The 16164-nt window shown below is 62.4% G+C and carries 18 protein-coding genes; 9 read left to right on the top strand and 9 right to left on the bottom strand.

All coding sequences use genetic code 11. The annotated features are described in order from the left end of the window. The first annotated feature begins 43 nt into the window (after window positions 1–43). The gene (locus GR198_RS21135; RefSeq protein ID WP_029873889.1) at window positions 44–943 is read left to right on the top strand and encodes a ribokinase; all 900 of its coding nucleotides are present in this window, start codon (window positions 44–46) and stop codon (window positions 941–943) included. A 229-nt stretch (window positions 944–1172) separates the two neighbouring features. Here the strand turns inward: GR198_RS21135 and ptsN are convergent, their stop codons facing one another. The 7 genes from ptsN to lptC all read right to left on the bottom strand — a co-directional run bounded on the left by ptsN (window position 1173) and on the right by lptC (window position 7510). Beyond that, window positions 1173–1637, bottom strand: coding sequence for a PTS IIA-like nitrogen regulatory protein PtsN (ptsN, locus tag GR198_RS21130; RefSeq protein ID WP_003556082.1), 465 nt, complete (start codon window positions 1635–1637; stop codon window positions 1173–1175). Window positions 1638–1707: 70 nt separating this feature from the next. Further along, window positions 1708–2283, bottom strand: a complete 576-nt coding sequence (gene hpf / locus GR198_RS21125; protein ID WP_011650214.1) for a ribosome hibernation-promoting factor, HPF/YfiA family — start codon at window positions 2281–2283, stop codon at window positions 1708–1710. Between the two features lie 292 nt (window positions 2284–2575). Next, on the bottom strand, window positions 2576–3499 hold the full coding sequence (locus GR198_RS21120) for a DMT family transporter (protein ID WP_204328541.1): 924 nt from the start codon (window positions 3497–3499) through the stop codon (window positions 2576–2578). 129 nt (window positions 3500–3628) lie between these two features. Next, a complete protein-coding gene (gene rpoN / locus GR198_RS21115; protein WP_164069534.1) occupies window positions 3629–5188 on the bottom strand; it encodes an RNA polymerase factor sigma-54 in 1560 nt (519 codons plus the stop codon). 173 nt (window positions 5189–5361) lie between these two features. Next, a complete protein-coding gene (lptB, locus tag GR198_RS21110; RefSeq protein ID WP_007633745.1) occupies window positions 5362–6138 on the bottom strand; it encodes an LPS export ABC transporter ATP-binding protein in 777 nt (258 codons plus the stop codon). Window positions 6139–6178: 40 nt separating this feature from the next. Further along, window positions 6179–6829 (bottom strand): LptA/OstA family protein, encoded by a 651-nt coding sequence (locus tag GR198_RS21105; RefSeq protein WP_029873892.1) that lies wholly within the window; start codon window positions 6827–6829, stop codon window positions 6179–6181. 15 nt (window positions 6830–6844) lie between these two features. Further along, window positions 6845–7510 (bottom strand): LPS export ABC transporter periplasmic protein LptC, encoded by a 666-nt coding sequence (lptC, locus tag GR198_RS21100; protein ID WP_029873893.1) that lies wholly within the window; start codon window positions 7508–7510, stop codon window positions 6845–6847. Between the two features lie 225 nt (window positions 7511–7735). Here lptC and sppA point away from each other — a divergent pair, with 225 nt between their 5' ends. The 3 genes from sppA (at window position 7736) to GR198_RS21085 (ending at window position 9508) form a co-directional block, all read left to right on the top strand. Continuing rightward, entirely contained in the window at window positions 7736–8686 is a 951-nt protein-coding gene (sppA, locus tag GR198_RS21095) for a signal peptide peptidase SppA (protein WP_164069533.1), read from the top strand. A gap of 29 nt (window positions 8687–8715) precedes the next feature. After that, a complete protein-coding gene (locus GR198_RS21090) occupies window positions 8716–9015 on the top strand; it encodes an integration host factor subunit beta (protein WP_003544934.1) in 300 nt (99 codons plus the stop codon). A 160-nt stretch (window positions 9016–9175) separates the two neighbouring features. Then, window positions 9176–9508 (top strand): LapA family protein, encoded by a 333-nt coding sequence (locus tag GR198_RS21085; protein WP_164046414.1) that lies wholly within the window; start codon window positions 9176–9178, stop codon window positions 9506–9508. Window positions 9509–9546: 38 nt separating this feature from the next. Here the strand turns inward: GR198_RS21085 and GR198_RS21080 are convergent, their stop codons facing one another. Beyond that, on the bottom strand, window positions 9547–9981 hold the full coding sequence (locus tag GR198_RS21080; RefSeq protein ID WP_164069532.1) for a GNAT family N-acetyltransferase: 435 nt from the start codon (window positions 9979–9981) through the stop codon (window positions 9547–9549). A 37-nt stretch (window positions 9982–10018) separates the two neighbouring features. Then, the gene (locus tag GR198_RS21075; RefSeq protein WP_164069531.1) at window positions 10019–10474 is read right to left on the bottom strand and encodes an SRPBCC family protein; all 456 of its coding nucleotides are present in this window, start codon (window positions 10472–10474) and stop codon (window positions 10019–10021) included. 114 nt (window positions 10475–10588) lie between these two features. Between GR198_RS21075 and GR198_RS21070 the strand changes: the two genes are divergently transcribed. The 5 genes from GR198_RS21070 (at window position 10589) to GR198_RS21050 (ending at window position 16160) form a co-directional block, all read left to right on the top strand. Beyond that, window positions 10589–11179, top strand: coding sequence for an NUDIX hydrolase (locus GR198_RS21070; RefSeq protein WP_164069530.1), 591 nt, complete (start codon window positions 10589–10591; stop codon window positions 11177–11179). A 185-nt stretch (window positions 11180–11364) separates the two neighbouring features. Next, window positions 11365–12465 (top strand): class I SAM-dependent methyltransferase, encoded by a 1101-nt coding sequence (locus GR198_RS21065; RefSeq protein WP_164069529.1) that lies wholly within the window; start codon window positions 11365–11367, stop codon window positions 12463–12465. Continuing rightward, on the top strand, window positions 12462–13322 hold the full coding sequence (locus tag GR198_RS21060) for a TrmH family RNA methyltransferase (protein ID WP_164046407.1): 861 nt from the start codon (window positions 12462–12464) through the stop codon (window positions 13320–13322). The genes GR198_RS21065 and GR198_RS21060 overlap by 4 nt, the downstream gene beginning before the upstream one ends. After that, entirely contained in the window at window positions 13319–13822 is a 504-nt protein-coding gene (gene lspA, locus GR198_RS21055) for a signal peptidase II (protein ID WP_003544911.1), read from the top strand. Before GR198_RS21060 ends, lspA begins: the two co-directional genes overlap by 4 nt. A gap of 55 nt (window positions 13823–13877) precedes the next feature. Beyond that, on the top strand, window positions 13878–16160 hold the full coding sequence (locus GR198_RS21050; RefSeq protein ID WP_029873901.1) for a PAS domain-containing hybrid sensor histidine kinase/response regulator: 2283 nt from the start codon (window positions 13878–13880) through the stop codon (window positions 16158–16160). Window positions 16161–16164: the final 4 nt, after the last annotated feature.

Raw genomic sequence — 16164 nt, 5'->3', positions numbered from 1 at the left:
GAGCATCATGTCGTCCGCATGCTCCAGAAGACGGGACACATTCATGATCACAGTTTTCGGGTCCATCAACATGGATCTCATCGCCACGACCGAGCGCCTGCCGAAGCCCGGCGAGACGGTGGCCGGCAACGGCTTTGCCACGGCCGCCGGCGGCAAGGGCGCCAACCAGGCGCTGGCAGCGCGGCGCGCCGGACGCTACGTGCATATGGCCGGCGCCGTCGGCAAGGATGCCTTCGCTGCGGAGGCGCTGGCCCTGCTCGATGATGCAGGTACCGACCTTTCCCTGATCAAACATGTCGACGGTCCCACAGGCACGGCGCTGATCCTTGTCGGCGGCGACGGCGAGAACATGATTGCCGTCGTTCCCGGCGCAAATGGCCAGGTCACACCTGCCGATGCCGAAACTGCGATCGGCCGCATGAACGACGGCGATATCCTGATGCTGCAGCTCGAAGTGCCGGCTGCCGCCGTCGAAGGCGCGCTGTCGGCCGCCCGCGCCAAGGGCGTCACCAGCATCCTCAACCTCGCGCCGCTGATCCCCGATGCCCCGCGTCTCGGCCGGCTTGCCGATATCGTCATTGCCAACGAGACCGAGTTCGAGCGGCTCGCCGGGCAGGAGGGCATGGACGCGCAAGCGCGCGAGGCAGCCCTTGTGCATCTGCATGCGGAGACGGGCCAGACGCTGATCGTGACGCTCGGCGCCGACGGGGTCATCGCCATTCGTGACGGGGCGATTTCAAGGGCGCAGGGTCTCAAGATCGAACCTGTCGATACGGTCGGCGCCGGAGACACGTTCTGCGGCTATTTCGCCGCCAGCCTCGACGACGGCCTCGATTTTGTCTCGGCGCTGCGCCGTGCGGCGGTTGCCGGTTCGCTCGCATGCCTCAAGGCCGGGGCGCAACCTTCGATCCCTTTGAGCGAGGAAGTCGCAGACAGGATATGAAATCTTGAAGGAATGGACGGGCGTATGATGATGGGACCGCGGAGGCTGTGGCCTGATGGGCCTGCCGGCACCGGGTTTACTCGACATGTTCCGCTCAGTCCCTTCATCGTCGCGCGGTTCGGCTGTCGTGGCGCAGAACAACTGGGAAGAGTTCTGATCGTCCAGCCCCTCATAATGCAAAAGGCGCCTGGGAGATCCGGCGCCTTGTGCATTTCGGGGATAATGCAGCTCAGGCAGCGTTCGACGTCTGCTCTTCGTTGAGGAAGGCGTAGATCGCCGAGGCGGATTCGGTGGCGCGCAGCTTGGCGACCAGATCGTGATCGCGCAGCACGCGGGCGATACGCGACAGAGCCTTGAGATGATCAGCGCCCGCGCCCTCCGGCGCAAGCAGCAGGAACACGAGATCGACCGGCTGGTCGTCCAGCGCCTCGAAATCGACCGGCTGCTCCAGCCGGGCGAAGATGCCGACGATCGAATGGATGTTTCCCAGCTTGCCGTGGGGAATGGCGATGCCGTTGCCGACTCCGGTCGAGCCCAGACGTTCGCGCTGCAGGATGACGTCGAAAATCTCCCGTTCGGAAAGCCCGGTGATCCTGGAGGCTCTTGCAGCCAATTCCTGAAGCAACTGTTTCTTGGAATTTACTCTGAGGGCGGGAATGATCGCATCCTGATGGAGCAAATCTGCCAATGCCATTTCTTTTTCCTTCTGTCGCCGGGATCAAATGCAAGGAGCGGCGGCAATACCGCCGCTCACCACCCTGATCTCAGCCTTTGATACTGGCTGAATCGATCCAGCCAATATTTCCGTCGTGCCGACGGTAAACGATGTTCAGATGTTCCTTGCCGGGGCTGCGGAACAGGAGAAGCGGCTCGTCGGTCATGTCGAGCGCCATCACTGCGGTGGCGACCGACATGGTCTTCAGCTGCTTCGTGCTTTCTGCGACGATGGCCGGAGCGAAATCGTCGGCGATTTCATCATCGTGATCAGGAACGGAATCCATGACCGTGTAGGAGACCTCTGCAAAACCATTCAGATGGCTTCCGGCGTGATGGTCCTTCAGCTTGCGCTTGTATCGCCGCAGCCGCTTCTCGATCCGCTGGGAAGCCGCGTCGAAAGCCAATTGCGGGTCGGTCGCCTCGCCGGCTGCATGCAGCACCACCCCGCTGTCGAGATGCAGCTTGCAATCCGCCGAGTAACGAGAACTCGCCTTTTCCACGGTCACTTGGCCGGAATATCCCCCGTCGAAGTATTTCGTGATGGCCATACCAATTTGGTCCTCGATCTTTTGACGGAACGATTCACCAATTTCCATATGTTTCCCGGATACACGCACACTCATGGAGTTTCCCTTCTTATGGTCGTTTGCGGGTATCAGTTTACGCCAAGCCTCAGGTTCATCCAAGCACTTCGCACAATCTCAAGCAAGATCGGCTTAGGCCTGCGGGTCCTTGGTGCCCTTCTGATGCTGGGGATAACTCCAGACGCCGTTCGCGGCATCGATTGCGGCGGGCTTCTAGCCAGAGCGTGCCGAAAAGTCAATAGGGCGCCGAATCACCCTCGGCGGCACGCGGTCAGCGTGTGGCGGATACCTTGTCGGGCAAGGCATGTCGCCGATCGCCACCCCATCCACTTTACGCGTTTCGCGCTTGCGTTGCGCGCCTTCTTGCAGGGATCGTCATGGCGGCGACACCTGATATGACGCAGACGAGTCCAATCCAGGCCGTCGGGCTCAGCCTTTCGCCGAGGAAGACGATGCCGATCGCAACGCCGATCGGCACTCTGAGATAGGCCTGCGCGGTGGTTCCGACCGAACCCAGCGTCTGGACGAGACGGAAATAGATCACAAAGGCAAGCGCCGTCGAAAAGGCGGAGAGGGCCAGCAGCGCCAGCATCGATGCCGCCGAAGGATCGATTTCCCACGGCCGATCGACGACGAGGCTCATCGGCAAGAGAATAACCGCGCCCGAGATCAACGAGCCGGCCGCCGGCACTGCGGGATCGAGCCCCTCGAAGTTCTTGCTGAAAATCGCGGCACCTGCATAACAGATGGTCGCCAGGATGATGGCAAGCTGCGCCATCAGGTTTTCACCGAGACCGCCGAGCGCTTCGACGCCGATGACGAGGCAGATGCCGGCAAGCCCGGCCATGACGCCGAAAAGTCTTCGCAGCGTCACCTGCTCATGGCGGGCGATCAGCACGGCCAGCAGGAAGGTGAAGATCGGCGTTGCCGAATTCAGGATCACCGCCAATCCAGCGTCGACGGACTGTTCCGCCCAGGCGATCAGCGTGAAGGGGACGACGCTGTTCAGACAGGCCTGAACGAAAAACCGCCGCCAAGTGGCACGATCGCGCGGCAGACGGACACGCCGGTGGCGCAGGACGGCCAGCAGAATACCGCCGGCAATCAGCGTGCGGGCGGCGATCAACGTTATCGGCGGGATCGTCTCGACGCCGATCTTGATGAAGCTATAGGAGGAACCCCAGAGGCTCGCCAGCACCAGCAGCAGGAAAAGCTCCCTGGCAAGGTTGGAATTTTGCGGCGTCATGGTCGGCATTTCGATTTCGTTGAAGACAATTCAAAGGGTTGCAGCGCCGTTGCGCGTCTGAAAAGACGCTGGGGCGCCGGAGAGGAATAGCGGGATTTGCGGGCCGGATGCTTCGAACGAGGTCGAAGCATTGCTGCGTCAGAAGCCTGCGACCTTGGCGAGTGCCCGCTTCTCGCGGCGGCGCTGGACCGAAGAGGCGATGTTCATTGCCTCCCTGTATTTCGCAACGGTGCGGCGGGCGAGATCGACGCCGCCCTTCTTCAGCATGTCGACGATATCGTCATCGGAAAGCACCGCCTCCGGACTCTCCTGCAGGATCAGCGCGCGGATCTTGTGACGCACGGCCTCGGCCGAATGGCTGTCGCCGCCGGCGACGGCGCTGATCGAGACGGTGAAGAAATATTTGAGTTCGAAGAGGCCGCGCGGCGTCAGCATATATTTGTTCGACGTGACGCGGCTGACGGTGGATTCATGCATCTTGATCGCTTCGGCGACCGTTTTCAGGTTCAGCGGGCGCAGGTGATCGACGCCGTGCAGCAGGAAGGCGTCCTGCTGGCGGACGATTTCGCTTGCCACCTTCATGATGGTTTTTGCCCGCTGGTCGAGGCTGCGGGTCAGCCAGTTGGCGCTCTGCAGGCAATCGGAGAGGAAGGCGTGGTCCTCGCCGTTCTTCGTCACACGGGAAAAATAGGACTGGTTGACCAGCACGCGCGGCAGCGTATCCGGATTGAGCTCGACCAGCCAGCCGCCGTCCGAGGCGGACCTGACGACTACATCCGGCGTGATCGCTTCGGAAACACCCGCTTCGAAGCCGCTGCCGGGCTTGGGATTGAGCTGACGGATCTCGCCGAGCATGTCGAGAAGATCCTCCTCGTCGACGCCGCAAAGCCGCTTCAGCGTGGCAAAATCACGCCGGGCCAGCAGTTCGAGGTTTTCGACCAGAGCCTGCATGGCCGGGTCGTATCGGTCCTTCTGCCTGAGCTGGATCGCCAGGCATTCAGCGAGGCTGCGGGCGAAAACACCTGGCGGATCAAGGCTCTGCAGGGTGGCAAGCACGCGCTCGGCCTGTGCGAGGCTCGTGCCCAGCCTCTCGCCCGCCTCGACGATATCGGCCTGCAGATAACCGCAGTCGTCGAGCTGGTCGACGAAATTCTGCGCGATCAGCCGGTCGGCCATATCAGGCAGGACGAAGGGGATCTGCTGGGCGAGATGATCGCGCAGCGACACCTGGCCGGCGACGAAATCGTCGAGATCGTAGTCGGCGCCCTCGCCGCTGCCCGGCATCGACTTCCACTGGCTGACGAGTTCCGGCGCATCGAGGCGCTGCGGGGCGCCGTCATCAGGAAAGACATTGGTGTAATTGGCGTCGAGTTCGTCGTTCAGCCGGCTGGTGCTGGCGCTGCCGCCATTGTCATACCAGTCGCTGGAGAGCGCGTCGGCGCGGTTGTCGTAGCCATCGTCGGAGCCGGCATCCTCGGGCTGATGAGCATATTCTCCATCTTCGGCATCGCCGCGTTCGCCGCCCGCCTCACCGTCATTCGACGGAAATTCGAGCAGCGGGTTCTTCTCCACTTCCAGGGCGATGAACTGGTTGAGTTCGAAATGAGTCATCTGCAGCAACTGGATGGATTGCATCAGTTGCGGTGTCATCACCAAAGACTGGGTCTGGCGCAGGAAAAGATTGGCGGACAGTGCCATGACGGACGCGAAACTCCCCTCGATTCCTCCGGGAAACCGCGTCCGATCAAGGCTTCAGGCCACGGAAATCCAAGTTGGCCCAAAAATTGCTTTTTTATTGTATTTGGTCAAGCGGAACTATGACGGCACGGTGAATTTCTGCCGATCCGGCCTAAAATCATCCGGATCCGGCGTCAGAGGCTAAAATTGTCGCCGAGGTAGAGCCGGCGCACTTCCGGATTGTTGACGATGTCGTTCGCCCGGCCATGGGTCAGCACCTCACCGGCATGGATGATGTAGGCGCGGTCGATAAGGCCCAGCGTCTCGCGCACATTGTGGTCGGTGATAAGAACGCCGATGCCGCGTGCCGTCAGATGGTGAACGAGATTCTGGATGTCGGCAACCGAGATCGGGTCGACGCCGGCAAACGGCTCGTCGAGCAGCATGAAGGTCGGGTCGGTCGCAAGCGCACGCGCGATTTCGAGGCGGCGGCGCTCACCGCCGGACAGGGCGACGGCGGCAGTTTTGCGCAGCTTCTGGATATGAAATTCCTCCAGCAGCTCATTCAGCTTCTGCTCGCGCTCGGCCTTGTCCTTCACATGCACTTCGAGGACGGCGCGGATATTCTCTTCCACCGTCAGGCCGCGGAAGATCGAGGCTTCCTGCGGCAGGTAACCGACGCCGAGGCGCGAGCGGCGGTACATCGGCATGGTCGTGACGTCGTTGCCGTCGATCTCGATCGTGCCTTCATCGACCGGCACCAGGCCGGTGATCATGTAAAAACAGGTGGTCTTGCCGGCGCCGTTCGGGCCGAGCAGGCCGACGGCCTCGCCACGGCGCACCACCAGCGAGACGCCGTTGACGACGCGCCGCGTCGCATAGGTCTTCGTCAGACCCCGTGCGATCAGCGTTCCCTGATAGCGGCTCTTGTCGGCGGCGCCCGCAGCTTGTGGCCCGGGCTTGCCGAACATGGTGGATAGCGATGATAATTTCACGTGGGAGGCCGGCTTCTCAGTTCTGCTTCTGCTGCTGCGCATTCGGCTGCGATTTCGGATCGAGCTGAATCTGGACACGCCCGCCGCAGCTTTCAAGCTCCGCCTGGCCAGTCTGCATGTGAACCGTCAGTTTGCAGCCGGTAAAGACGTTCGGCCCGTCCGACAGAATAACCTTGTTCCCCTGATCCGCGGTGAGGGTGAATGTCTGCGAGGCCATGTCGAAATTGCCATCATCGGCAGTCGCCGTCTGCGTGCCCGAGGTCAGGAAGACCTTGTCCGTCACCAGGATCTTGTCGATATCGGCACTTCCCGATGCAAGCGAGGCCGACTGCTGCGGCTGTGCCGCGGGCTGGGCCGGCGGTTGGGCGCCGTCAGCGGCCGGCTTTGCCGCCTTGTCCTTGTAATAGACGGTCATCTTGCCGGATTGCATCGTCGTCGTCCCCTGGACGACCTTGACGTTGCCGGTGAAGAGCGCGGTGTGTTCCTGGTCGTGGATCTCCAGCTTGTCGCTTTCGATCTGGATCGGCTGGTCGTTGGACAGCTTCATGCCCGGCATCGTGGCCGTCGCCTGCGCGCCGGCGCCCGTGGCCGTCAGAATAAGGGCAAATGCGCCGGCAATGAATGCCATGCCTGTCTTGCAAGTGGAAATGCGACAATCTTTTGTCATGGATGACCCGGCTGGTTAAGTGCCCTGTTTATGGATGGTGGATGGATCGACATTCATGCGAACATTCCCCTCGAATGTGATCACCCGTCCCTTATCGGTTATCTGAAGCGTCTTCGCAACAATGGAGGCATTGTCCTTGGTGATGGTGACGGGGTCGTCGCTGCGCATGTTTCCGCCCTTGATGTCGAGCTGCGCGGACTGGAAATTCGCATTGAGGCCGCTGCTCAGCACCAGGGTGAAGGGGGCCGTCATATGCAGGTTGTCGGTAGCGCGGTTGTAATCGGCGGTCGAGGCGACGACGCGGGCGATCAGACCGTCATTCATCGGCACGGCGGCCTTGATGGTTTCGAGGGTGATGAGATCGGGATTGCGGATATCCTGCAGCGCCCTTTCGGCCAGCATCGAATAATTGATGCCGTCGGAATTGCGACCTGATATCGCCGGCTTTTCCATCACGACCTTGCCGTTCTCGATCTTGGCGCCTTCCATCTTGATGTTTTCGGGCAGATAGGTGCGGATCACCGTCACGGCGCCAACAGCGGCTGAAACGATAAGGGCCGCCACAGGCAGCAATATCTTCAGGCGCCGCACGCGGGCGGAATGGAACAAGGCATCGCCATAGGCATTCCTGCCGGACCCTGAATAGGCGGCATGTCCGTTGTTCTTCAGGGTATCGAGCATAGGCCTCGTCCATGTGCGGTGATCGCCGCGCCTCGATAACAAAGCCGGCCGCCAATCACAGTTCGTTTCGCATTATTACATTGGCTTGCCAATATGGAATTTTTTCTGCAACAAGCAACAAAACGGAAAAACATTGAAAAGTGGCATTCGTACGGGCCGCTGCCACCCTATTTCACCGGATCGATCGGCGGCATGCCGAGGCCGGTGCCAGCGCTGGAGGTTTCTATGGACAGTTTGATCATCGCGGATCGCCGGCGGTTGCGCCGCAAGCTGGGCTTCTGGCGCCTCATCGCGGTGGCCCTCATCGTGGCACTTGGTTTCGCCTTCTACCGCTTTGCCCTCGGCGATGCCGGGACGCAGCGCCCGCACATCGCCCATGTGACGATATCCGGGCTGATCGTCGACGACGACGAGCTTCTCGAGCGGCTGAAGAAGGTCGAGACCAGCGACCAGGTGAAGGCAGCGGTGATTTCGATCTCCTCGCCCGGCGGCACGACCTATGGCGGCGAAAAAATCTTCAAGGCGATCCGTGCGATATCGGTCAAGAAGCCCGTCGTCTCCGACGTGCGCACGCTTGCCGCCTCCGCCGGCTACATGATCGCCACCGCCGGCGATACGATCATTGCCGGTGACAGCTCGATCACCGGCTCGATCGGCGTCATCTTCCAGTATCCGCAGATCCAGCCGCTGCTCGACAAGATCGGCGTCTCGCTGCAGGAGATCAAGTCCTCGCCGCTGAAGGCCGAGCCCTCGCCCTTCCACGAGGCGAGCGAGGAAGCCAAGGCGATGATCCGCAACATGGTGGTCGACAGCTATAACTGGTTCGTCGACCTGGTCGCCGACCGGCGCAAGCTGCCGCGCGACGAGGTGCTGAAACTGGCCGACGGCACGATCTATACCGGCCGCCAGGCGCTGAAGGTGAAACTCGTCGATGCAATCGGCGGCGAGGCTGAGATCCGTGCCTATCTGACGTCACGCGGCGTCGACAGCGATCTGCCGATGGTGGACTGGGACAAGAAGAGCAATACGCCCTTTCTGCTCGCTGGGGCTGTTTCTCGGTTGATTACGATCTTCGGTTATGATGATCTCATGAAAACCCAGGATATCAATGGAATCCTGCCCCCAAAGTTGCTTCTTGACGGGCTGCTTTCAGTTTGGCAGGTTGGCCACGATTGATAAGAAATCAATAATTTAAGGGGGCGAAAGTGATCAAGTCCGAATTGGTGCAGATTGTTGCCGCACGCAACCCGCATCTCTATCATCGCGACGTCGAGAATATCGTCAACGCGGTTCTCGACGAGATCACGGATGCACTGGCTGCGGGTAACCGAGTCGAATTGCGCGGCTTTGGCGCCTTTTCGGTCAAGAACCGCCCTTCGCGCTCCGGACGCAACCCGCGGACCGGCGATACCGTCTTCGTCGAGGAGAAGTGGGTTCCCTTTTTCAAGACCGGCAAGGAGCTGCGCGAGCGGCTTAATCCCGGCCAGGCCGACGAAGAGGATTGAGCCGTCGCTGCCTGCGGCGAAACCGCACTTGAACTCGAGGGCCGTTTTCCTATTCTGGTAACGCATCGTGCTTTGCGTGTTCTACAAGGACACATAGTGCTGCAAGCATGAAACGCGCCCTGCAAAAAGACCGGCGCAATCTGCCGCGTGGAGACCTCAAATGGCCAAGAAGATCGTCAACCTGTTGATTCTGCTGCCGCTCGGCGTCATCCTCATCGTCTTCTGCGTCGCCAACCGGCAGAGCGTCACGCTCGCCTTCAATCCGTTCCGGCCGGAAGACCAGGTGCTGGCAGTTTCCGCGCCCTTCTTCGTCTTCCTGGTCGTCGCGTTGATCACGGGCATGCTGATCGGGGCCGCCGCCACCTGGTTCAGCCAGGGCAAACACCGCAAGCGCGCCCGCACCGAGGCCAAGGAAGCCATCCGCTGGCAAAGCGAGGCCGACCGCCACAAGAGCCGCGCCGAGGAAATCGCCGGGCAACTGCCAGCGCGGTAAGACTGGTCAGTATTCGATTGGCTCGGGTTCGGCTGCCGTCAAGCCGGAAAAAAGCTCAGTTCCTCATAATCGCCCTCCGGCGAGGTGCCGTAGCCGGTCACCTGGAAACCGTGGACGAGGTAGAACGCCTTTGCCCGCCGGTTCTTCACCAGGCATTTCAGCCGGTATCGGTGTTGCGGCCATTCCGGCAGGGCGTGCAGCAGCGCCGTGCCTGCACCCTGACCCTGGAATTCCGGTTTTAGGTAGAGCATGTGGATGAAATCGTCCTCCGGCCAAAGCGACAGGAAGCCGGCGACGCTGCCGCTTTCATGCGCGCAGACGAAGACCGTCTCGCCATTGGTATGGGCGGCGAAATCCTCGCGATGGAATTTGCCCGGATCGACCCAGACGAATGTTTCGCGGCGCACGGAAAGGTAAATCTCCGCAAGCATTTCCTGGTCTTCCGCCCGCGGCGGCCTGATGGTCCACGTCATCATGCCGATTTAAACAAACCCTCCGCCCGCGCCAAGCCTAACCGGCCGCCATCTTCGCGACGACGGCGGCATTGAAGTCCGAAAAGAACCCTTCGGCGAGCCTCTGCGAGGTCGAATCGAGCAGGCGGGCGCCGAGCTGGGCGAGCCCGCCGCCGAGTTCGGCCTTAGACCGGTAGTGCAGGATCGTCTCGGCACCCCGTTCCTCGAGCACGATATCGGCGCTGCCCCTGGCGAAGCCGGCAAGGCCGCCCTTGCCTTCGGCCGACAGCGTATAGCTCTTCGGTGCCTCGACATTGGAAAGCGTCAGCAGCCCGTGGAAGGTGGCAGAGAGCAGGCTGAACCTGACCTTGATCGTCGCCTCGAAGACATCAGGCGACAGCCGCTCGATGCTCTGGCAGCCCGGAATGCAGCCGCGCATGATCTCGGGATCGTTGAGTGCTGCCCAGACGACGTCCCGCGGCGCGGCGATGCGTTCTTCGCCGGTGAAATCCATTCAATGGCCCCATCTTCGATTCGCTCATCTTATCCCAGCGGGAAAGCGCTTTGCCAAGGCGGCACGGAATGTTATCTGCCGGGTTCCGATCTGACACACATAGGGGCTGGGCCGATGAACGACGAACTGAAGCCCTGGAGCGTGACGGCAAGCCGCATCACCTATGAGGATCGCTGGATCCGGGTCCGGAGCGACGATTGCGTCACCGCCGATGGAACCGTCGTCGCGCCCTTCCATGTGCTCGACTATCCCGACTGGATCAACGTCATCCCTGTGATGCCTGACGGGCGCGTGCTGCTGACACGGGAATACCGACACGGCCGCGGCGAGATCGTGCTCGGTCTGGTCGCCGGCAGCCTCGAACCCGGCGACAGCAAGACCGGCGATGCGGCGATGGCGGCGGCCCGGCGCGAACTCCGGGAGGAAACCGGCTATGAAGCCTCGACCTTCGTCAAGCTGCTCACCTCCTATCCGAATGCCGCCAGCCAGAGCAATATGGTGACGAGCTGGCTGGCGCTTGGTCTCAGCCGGGCCGGTGAACCGTCTTTCGACCCCGGAGAGAAGGTCGAACTGCTGTTTGCGGATCTTGCTGCCGTCCTCGCCGAGCTGCAGTCCGGTGCCGTCATCATGCAGTCGATGCATGTCGCGGCCCTCTATGCGGCGGAAAGCTGGCTTCGCACACAGGCCTCCGAGGGCTTGAAGTAGGCGCCGCGCCGGGAAAACCCTCCCCTTGCCCGGGCTTGGCCGGCAGCGCAGTTGATCCGCCCCGCTTTTTTGCGCTACTGCATATTCAAAGTGCCGCAATGCGCTTTGCGCGTTTCAAAAGACGCGCGGGCCTGCAGCCGACGCAAATCCGACAAGACACCCCGACAGAGACGCGGAAGAGCACGTTGAAACAGAGAGAAGGCCGGCCGGGCCAGAAGAAAACATCAGGTCCTTCCGATGAAAGCCGCAGGGACGATCGGGCAGGCCGGTCGCCGAAGCCGGTGGCGCGGCCCGCGGCAAGCCGTGAGGCTGTGCGCGAGGGTGCCGCCGTGCCTGCCGCCGTCGCGCGTCCTCTGATGACACGCAGCGGCGAGCGCCCGACTGAGCGCGTGCCCGTCATCCTCGAATCGCTCGGGGCCGGCGACTTTCATCTGATCGACAGCGGCAACGGCGAAAAGCTCGAGCAATACGGCCCCTATCGCATCATCCGTCCGGAAGCCCAGGCGCTGTGGCGGCCTTCTCTGCCCCCCCATATCTGGGAAAAGGTCGATGCCGCCTTCACCGGCGACACCGACGAGGAAGGCACCGGCCGCTGGCGCTTCCCGAAGGAGGCGCTCGGCGAGACCTGGCCGCTCAACCTGCTCGGCGTCGATTTTCTCGGCCGCTTCACCTCCTTCCGCCATGTCGGCGTCTTCCCCGAGCAGGTCGTCCACTGGAGCTGGATGAAGGAGCAGGTCGAAAAGGCCGGCCGGCCGCTGAAAGTGCTGAACCTCTTCGGTTATACCGGCGTCGCTTCGCTGGTTGCCGCCGCGGCCGGCGCCGAGGTCACCCATGTCGACGCCTCGAAGAAGGCGATCGGCTGGGCGCGGGAAAACCAGGCGCTCGGGCGCATGGAGAAGCTGCCGATCCGCTGGATCTGCGAGGATGCAATGAAATTCATCCTGCGCGAGGAACGCCGCGGCAGCCAGTACGATATCATCCTCACCGATCCGCCGAAATTCGGCCGCGGCCCCAATGGCGAAGTCTGGCATCTTTTCGAGCATCTGCCGTTGATGCTCGATGTCTGCCGCGAGATCCTGTCGCCAAAGGCAGTGGGCCTGGTGCTGACGGCCTATTCGATCCGCGCCAGCTTCTATTCGATCCACGAGTTGATGCGCGAGACGATGCGGGGCGCTGGCGGTGTGGTCGAATCCGGCGAGCTGGTGATTCGCGAAGCCGGCACCGACGGCAAGACGCAGGGCCGCGCGCTTTCCACCTCCCTCTTTTCCCGCTGGGTGCCGAAATGAGCAAGGACTTCCACGATCAGGGACCGCGCAGGGTCGGGCAGGTGAAGGAAGTCACTTCGCTCGCCAATCCGATCATCAAGGACATCAAGGCGCTGACGAACAAGAAGTCGCGCGAGGAAAGCGGTACTTTCCTCGCCGAAGGACTGAAGCTCGTCATCGATGCGATCGAACTCGGCTGGGCGATCCGCACGCTGGTCTATGCCAAGGCCGCCAAGGGCAAGCCGCTGGTCGAGCAGATGGCGGCAAAGACCGTCGCCTCGGGTGGGCTGGTGCTTGAGGTCAGCGAAAAGGTGATCGCCTCGATCACCCGCCGCGACAATCCGCAGATGGTGGTCGGCATCTTCGAACAGCGCTGGACGCCGCTTAAGGGTATCCGACTGAGCGAGGGCGAGACATGGGTGGCGCTCGATCGAGTCCGCGACCCCGGCAATCTCGGCACCATCATCCGCACCGCCGATGCGGCTGGGGCTTCCGGCATCATACTTCTCGGAGAAACGACCGATCCCTTCTCGCTCGAAACGGTGCGGGCCACGATGGGCTCGGTCTTTGCCGTTCCGGTCGCGCGGGCGACGCCTGAGGAATTCATCGCTTGGCGGAAATCGGCCGGCGTTTCCGTCGTCGCGACACATCTTGCCGGGGCGGTCGATTACCGGACGATCGACTACCGGAAAAAGCCCGTCGTGCTGTTGATGGGCAACGAACAATCGGGCCTGCCGGAGCAGCTGGCCAGGGAGGCCGACGCGCTTGCACGCATCCCGCAGCAGGGCCGCGCCGATTCGCTGAACCTCGCCGTCGCCACCGCCGTCATGCTTTTCGAGGCACGCCGCCATCTCCTCTCACTTGCCGAGGGCAAATGACCGAACAGACGCATGCACGCCCGGCGCTGTTTTCGCGCCCGGCGCCGATCCTCTTTTTCATCGTCGTCGCCGTTCTCATCGACCAGGCCGTCAAGATCGCCGTTGATCATTACCTGCCGCTGCAGGAGGCGGTGCCCGTCGTTCCGATGCTGGCGCTCTATCGGACCTATAATCTCGGCGTCGCCTTTTCGATGCTATCCGGCATGGACGGCTGGTTCATCGTCGGCATGCGGCTCGTCATCGTCGCCTTCGTCATCTGGCTGTGGTACCGCACGGCGAAGGATCGCTGGATCGCCCATCTCGGTTATGCGCTGATCATCGCAGGCGCGATCGGCAATCTCGTCGACCGCTTCGCCTATGGGCATGTGATCGATTACATTCTTTTCTACACCGAGAGCTGGTCCTTCGCGGTCTTCAATCTCGCCGACAGTTTCATCACCATCGGGGCCGGCTGCGTCATTCTCGACGAGCTGCTGTTGCCGAAAAAGGCCGGCCGCTAAAATCTTATCGAAATCCTGAAGGCATTCGGAACGGGCCTCATGTTACCCAGATAGCATGCAGAACCTGGGACAGTTGCAGGAAAGATTGTCCGCCGCCTTCGGTGGACCCGCCGCCAAGCCGCTTGAGAAGCGGATGGAGGTCTTTTCCCCACGGCCGAACGCAGCCGCACCCCGGGGCGCTGAGGACCGCCAGGGCGGGCCTGCACCGACACGGCGCCTGCTGTTCTACTGGCTGGGCGGCGCCGGCCTTCTTGCCGCAACGATCCTGATGCTGCTTGCCCATGCCGGCGATCCGCTGCTGCTTTCGGGCGGTCTCGTCGTTCTTGGCCTGGCCGTCATCGCCAGTTATGCCCTGCTGATGGTTCGCTCGCGCAGGGCCGGGCAGCGCCCCGGTCAACCCATGCCGGATTGGAACGCCGGCGCAAAGCTGTTCGCCGACGTGCACGACGTGCTCGGCGACATCACAGTCAGCCGCACCATGGACCGGCGCATCATCTCCGCCAACGACACGTTTCGCCGCCTGACCGGGCGGTTGCGTCCGGAAGGACGCAGCTGCGAGGAGATCGGGCTTGCCTTCCGCCCCGGTCCGATACCGCATTGCTACGATGTCGAGATTTCGACGCCGGAAGGCCAGCGCATCTTCCTCTGGCGCGATGTCGTTACCCGCGACCCTGCGAACGGCCGCCTGCTGTTGCAGAGCGTTGCCCGCGACGTGACCGACGAGCGGCTGATCGCGCAGGGCCGCGAGGAGGCCCGCCAGAAGGCCGAATATAACAGCGCCGCCAAATCGAGATTGCTTGCCACCGTCAGCCACGAGGTGCGCACGCCGCTTTCCGGCATCCTCGGCATGACGCATCTGATCGCCGAGACGCGGCTGACGCAGGAACAGCAGAACTATCTGGCAAACATCCGCCAGTCCGGCCATGCATTGACGCAGCTCGTCGAGGACCTGCTCGATTTCTCCACCATCGAGGTCGGCCGCTTCGCGCTGCACCCGCGCTCGGAATCGCTGCGCAAGCTTCTGGAAAGCGTCGTCGAGATGCTCGCCCACCGGGCGCATGAAAAGGGTATCGAGATCGGAGCCACCGTGTCATCCGACGTGCCCGAAAATATGAGCTTCGACCCGGCGCGGCTGCGCCAGGTTCTGTTCAACGTCATCGGCAACGCCGTGAAGTTCACCCAGGTCGGCGGCGTCTTCATCCGCGTGTCGCTCGACGGCGACGACCTCTCGATCACCGTGACCGACAGCGGTCCCGGTATGACGGCGGAGGAGCAGGCGCGCGTCTTCGGCGAGTTCGAGCAGGGCGGGAGCGTTGCCGACAAGAGCAGCGGGACCGGGCTCGGCCTTGCCATCTCCGCCCGCATCATGCGCGAATTCAACGGCGCGCTGACGGTTGCCAGCGAAAAGGGCAGAGGCAGCGAATTCACCATCCGCTTCCCTGTCGATATCGGCAGCGAGCGCCCCGACCGGCGAAACACGCTGCTTTCAGGCAACAGCGTCGTGCTGCTGGCGCCGGCAGGTGCGGCGCGCACTGCCATCGCCGAAACGATCTCTGCGCTCGGCGGCCTCTGCCATCTCGTCGGCGACGGCGAGACGGCGCGGGCAACACTGCTCGAGCTGGCAAAGAGCGGACGGCGGCCGACCGATATCATCATCGACCACCGGATGTCGGCGGAATTTTCCGCCCATCTTGCCGATCGCGCCGACATCGCCGCACTTGGCCTGCGCAAGGTCCTGCTCGTCAATCCGGAAGAGCGCAGCGCCCACCCGCTCGACCTCTTCGACGCCTGGCTCATCCGGCCGCTGCGCGAACAGTCGCTGATCGACGTGCTGCGCGGGCGCATGCGCGGCATGGAGAAGCGCGACGCGTTGAACGACAACCAGCCGGGCTTCGGCCTTTCGGCGACGGAGACAATGGTTGCCGCCCGCGGGCTCAGCATCCTGCTCGGTGAGGACGATCCGATCAATGCCATGCTGGTGCGCGTCGTCCTGGAAAAGGGCGGACATAAGGTGCGCCATGTCGAGGATTTCGAGACGCTGCTCGACTACGCGCTCTGCGAGGCGAATGACCGGCCCGATATCATTATCAGCGACCTCTCGATGCCTGGTGGTAACGGCATCGACATGCTGGGACGCCTGCGCGGCCACGAGCGGCGGCTCGATCTCGCCTCGGTGCCGGTGATTGTGCTGACTGCCGACAAGAGCGACGAATCGCGCCGCCAAGTCTTGCTCAACGGCGCCAACCGCGTCATGATAAAGCCGGTCGATCCGGTGCGGCTGCTGACCGAAGTTCAGGCGGTCGCCGCCCTTTCCGCCCGCCGGGCAGAGGCGCGGTGAGCGC

The sequence above is a fragment of the Rhizobium leguminosarum genome, from assembly GCF_010668065.1.
In the GTDB taxonomy this organism is placed as follows: domain Bacteria; phylum Pseudomonadota; class Alphaproteobacteria; order Rhizobiales; family Rhizobiaceae; genus Rhizobium; species Rhizobium leguminosarum_S.
The sequence above is the reverse complement of the archived record's forward strand: the minus strand, read 5'-3'. Positions and strand labels throughout refer to the sequence as shown.

Excerpts from the sequence above, each read along its gene's own strand:
- GR198_RS21080 (WP_164069532.1), bottom strand. The coding sequence starts at position 9,981 with ATGACGTGGACCATCAGGCCGCCGCGGGCGGAAGACCAGGAAATGCTT.
- sppA (WP_164069533.1), top strand. The coding sequence starts at position 7,736 with ATGGACAGTTTGATCATCGCGGATCGCCGGCGGTTGCGCCGCAAGCTG.
- GR198_RS21085 (WP_164046414.1), top strand. The coding sequence starts at position 9,176 with ATGGCCAAGAAGATCGTCAACCTGTTGATTCTGCTGCCGCTCGGCGTC.
- rpoN (WP_164069534.1), bottom strand. The coding sequence starts at position 5,188 with ATGGCACTGTCCGCCAATCTTTTCCTGCGCCAGACCCAGTCTTTGGTG.
- lspA (WP_003544911.1), top strand. The coding sequence starts at position 13,319 with ATGACCGAACAGACGCATGCACGCCCGGCGCTGTTTTCGCGCCCGGCG.
- GR198_RS21120 (WP_204328541.1), bottom strand. The coding sequence starts at position 3,499 with ATGCCGACCATGACGCCGCAAAATTCCAACCTTGCCAGGGAGCTTTTC.
- hpf (WP_011650214.1), bottom strand. The coding sequence starts at position 2,283 with ATGAGTGTGCGTGTATCCGGGAAACATATGGAAATTGGTGAATCGTTC.
- GR198_RS21050 (WP_029873901.1), top strand. The coding sequence starts at position 13,878 with ATGCAGAACCTGGGACAGTTGCAGGAAAGATTGTCCGCCGCCTTCGGT.
- GR198_RS21105 (WP_029873892.1), bottom strand. The coding sequence starts at position 6,829 with ATGACAAAAGATTGTCGCATTTCCACTTGCAAGACAGGCATGGCATTC.
- lptC (WP_029873893.1), bottom strand. The coding sequence starts at position 7,510 with ATGCTCGATACCCTGAAGAACAACGGACATGCCGCCTATTCAGGGTCC.
- GR198_RS21060 (WP_164046407.1), top strand. The coding sequence starts at position 12,462 with ATGAGCAAGGACTTCCACGATCAGGGACCGCGCAGGGTCGGGCAGGTG.
- ptsN (WP_003556082.1), bottom strand. The coding sequence starts at position 1,637 with ATGGCATTGGCAGATTTGCTCCATCAGGATGCGATCATTCCCGCCCTC.
- GR198_RS21075 (WP_164069531.1), bottom strand. The coding sequence starts at position 10,474 with ATGGATTTCACCGGCGAAGAACGCATCGCCGCGCCGCGGGACGTCGTC.
- GR198_RS21135 (WP_029873889.1), top strand. The coding sequence starts at position 44 with ATGATCACAGTTTTCGGGTCCATCAACATGGATCTCATCGCCACGACC.
- lptB (WP_007633745.1), bottom strand. The coding sequence starts at position 6,138 with ATGTTCGGCAAGCCCGGGCCACAAGCTGCGGGCGCCGCCGACAAGAGC.
- GR198_RS21070 (WP_164069530.1), top strand. The coding sequence starts at position 10,589 with ATGAACGACGAACTGAAGCCCTGGAGCGTGACGGCAAGCCGCATCACC.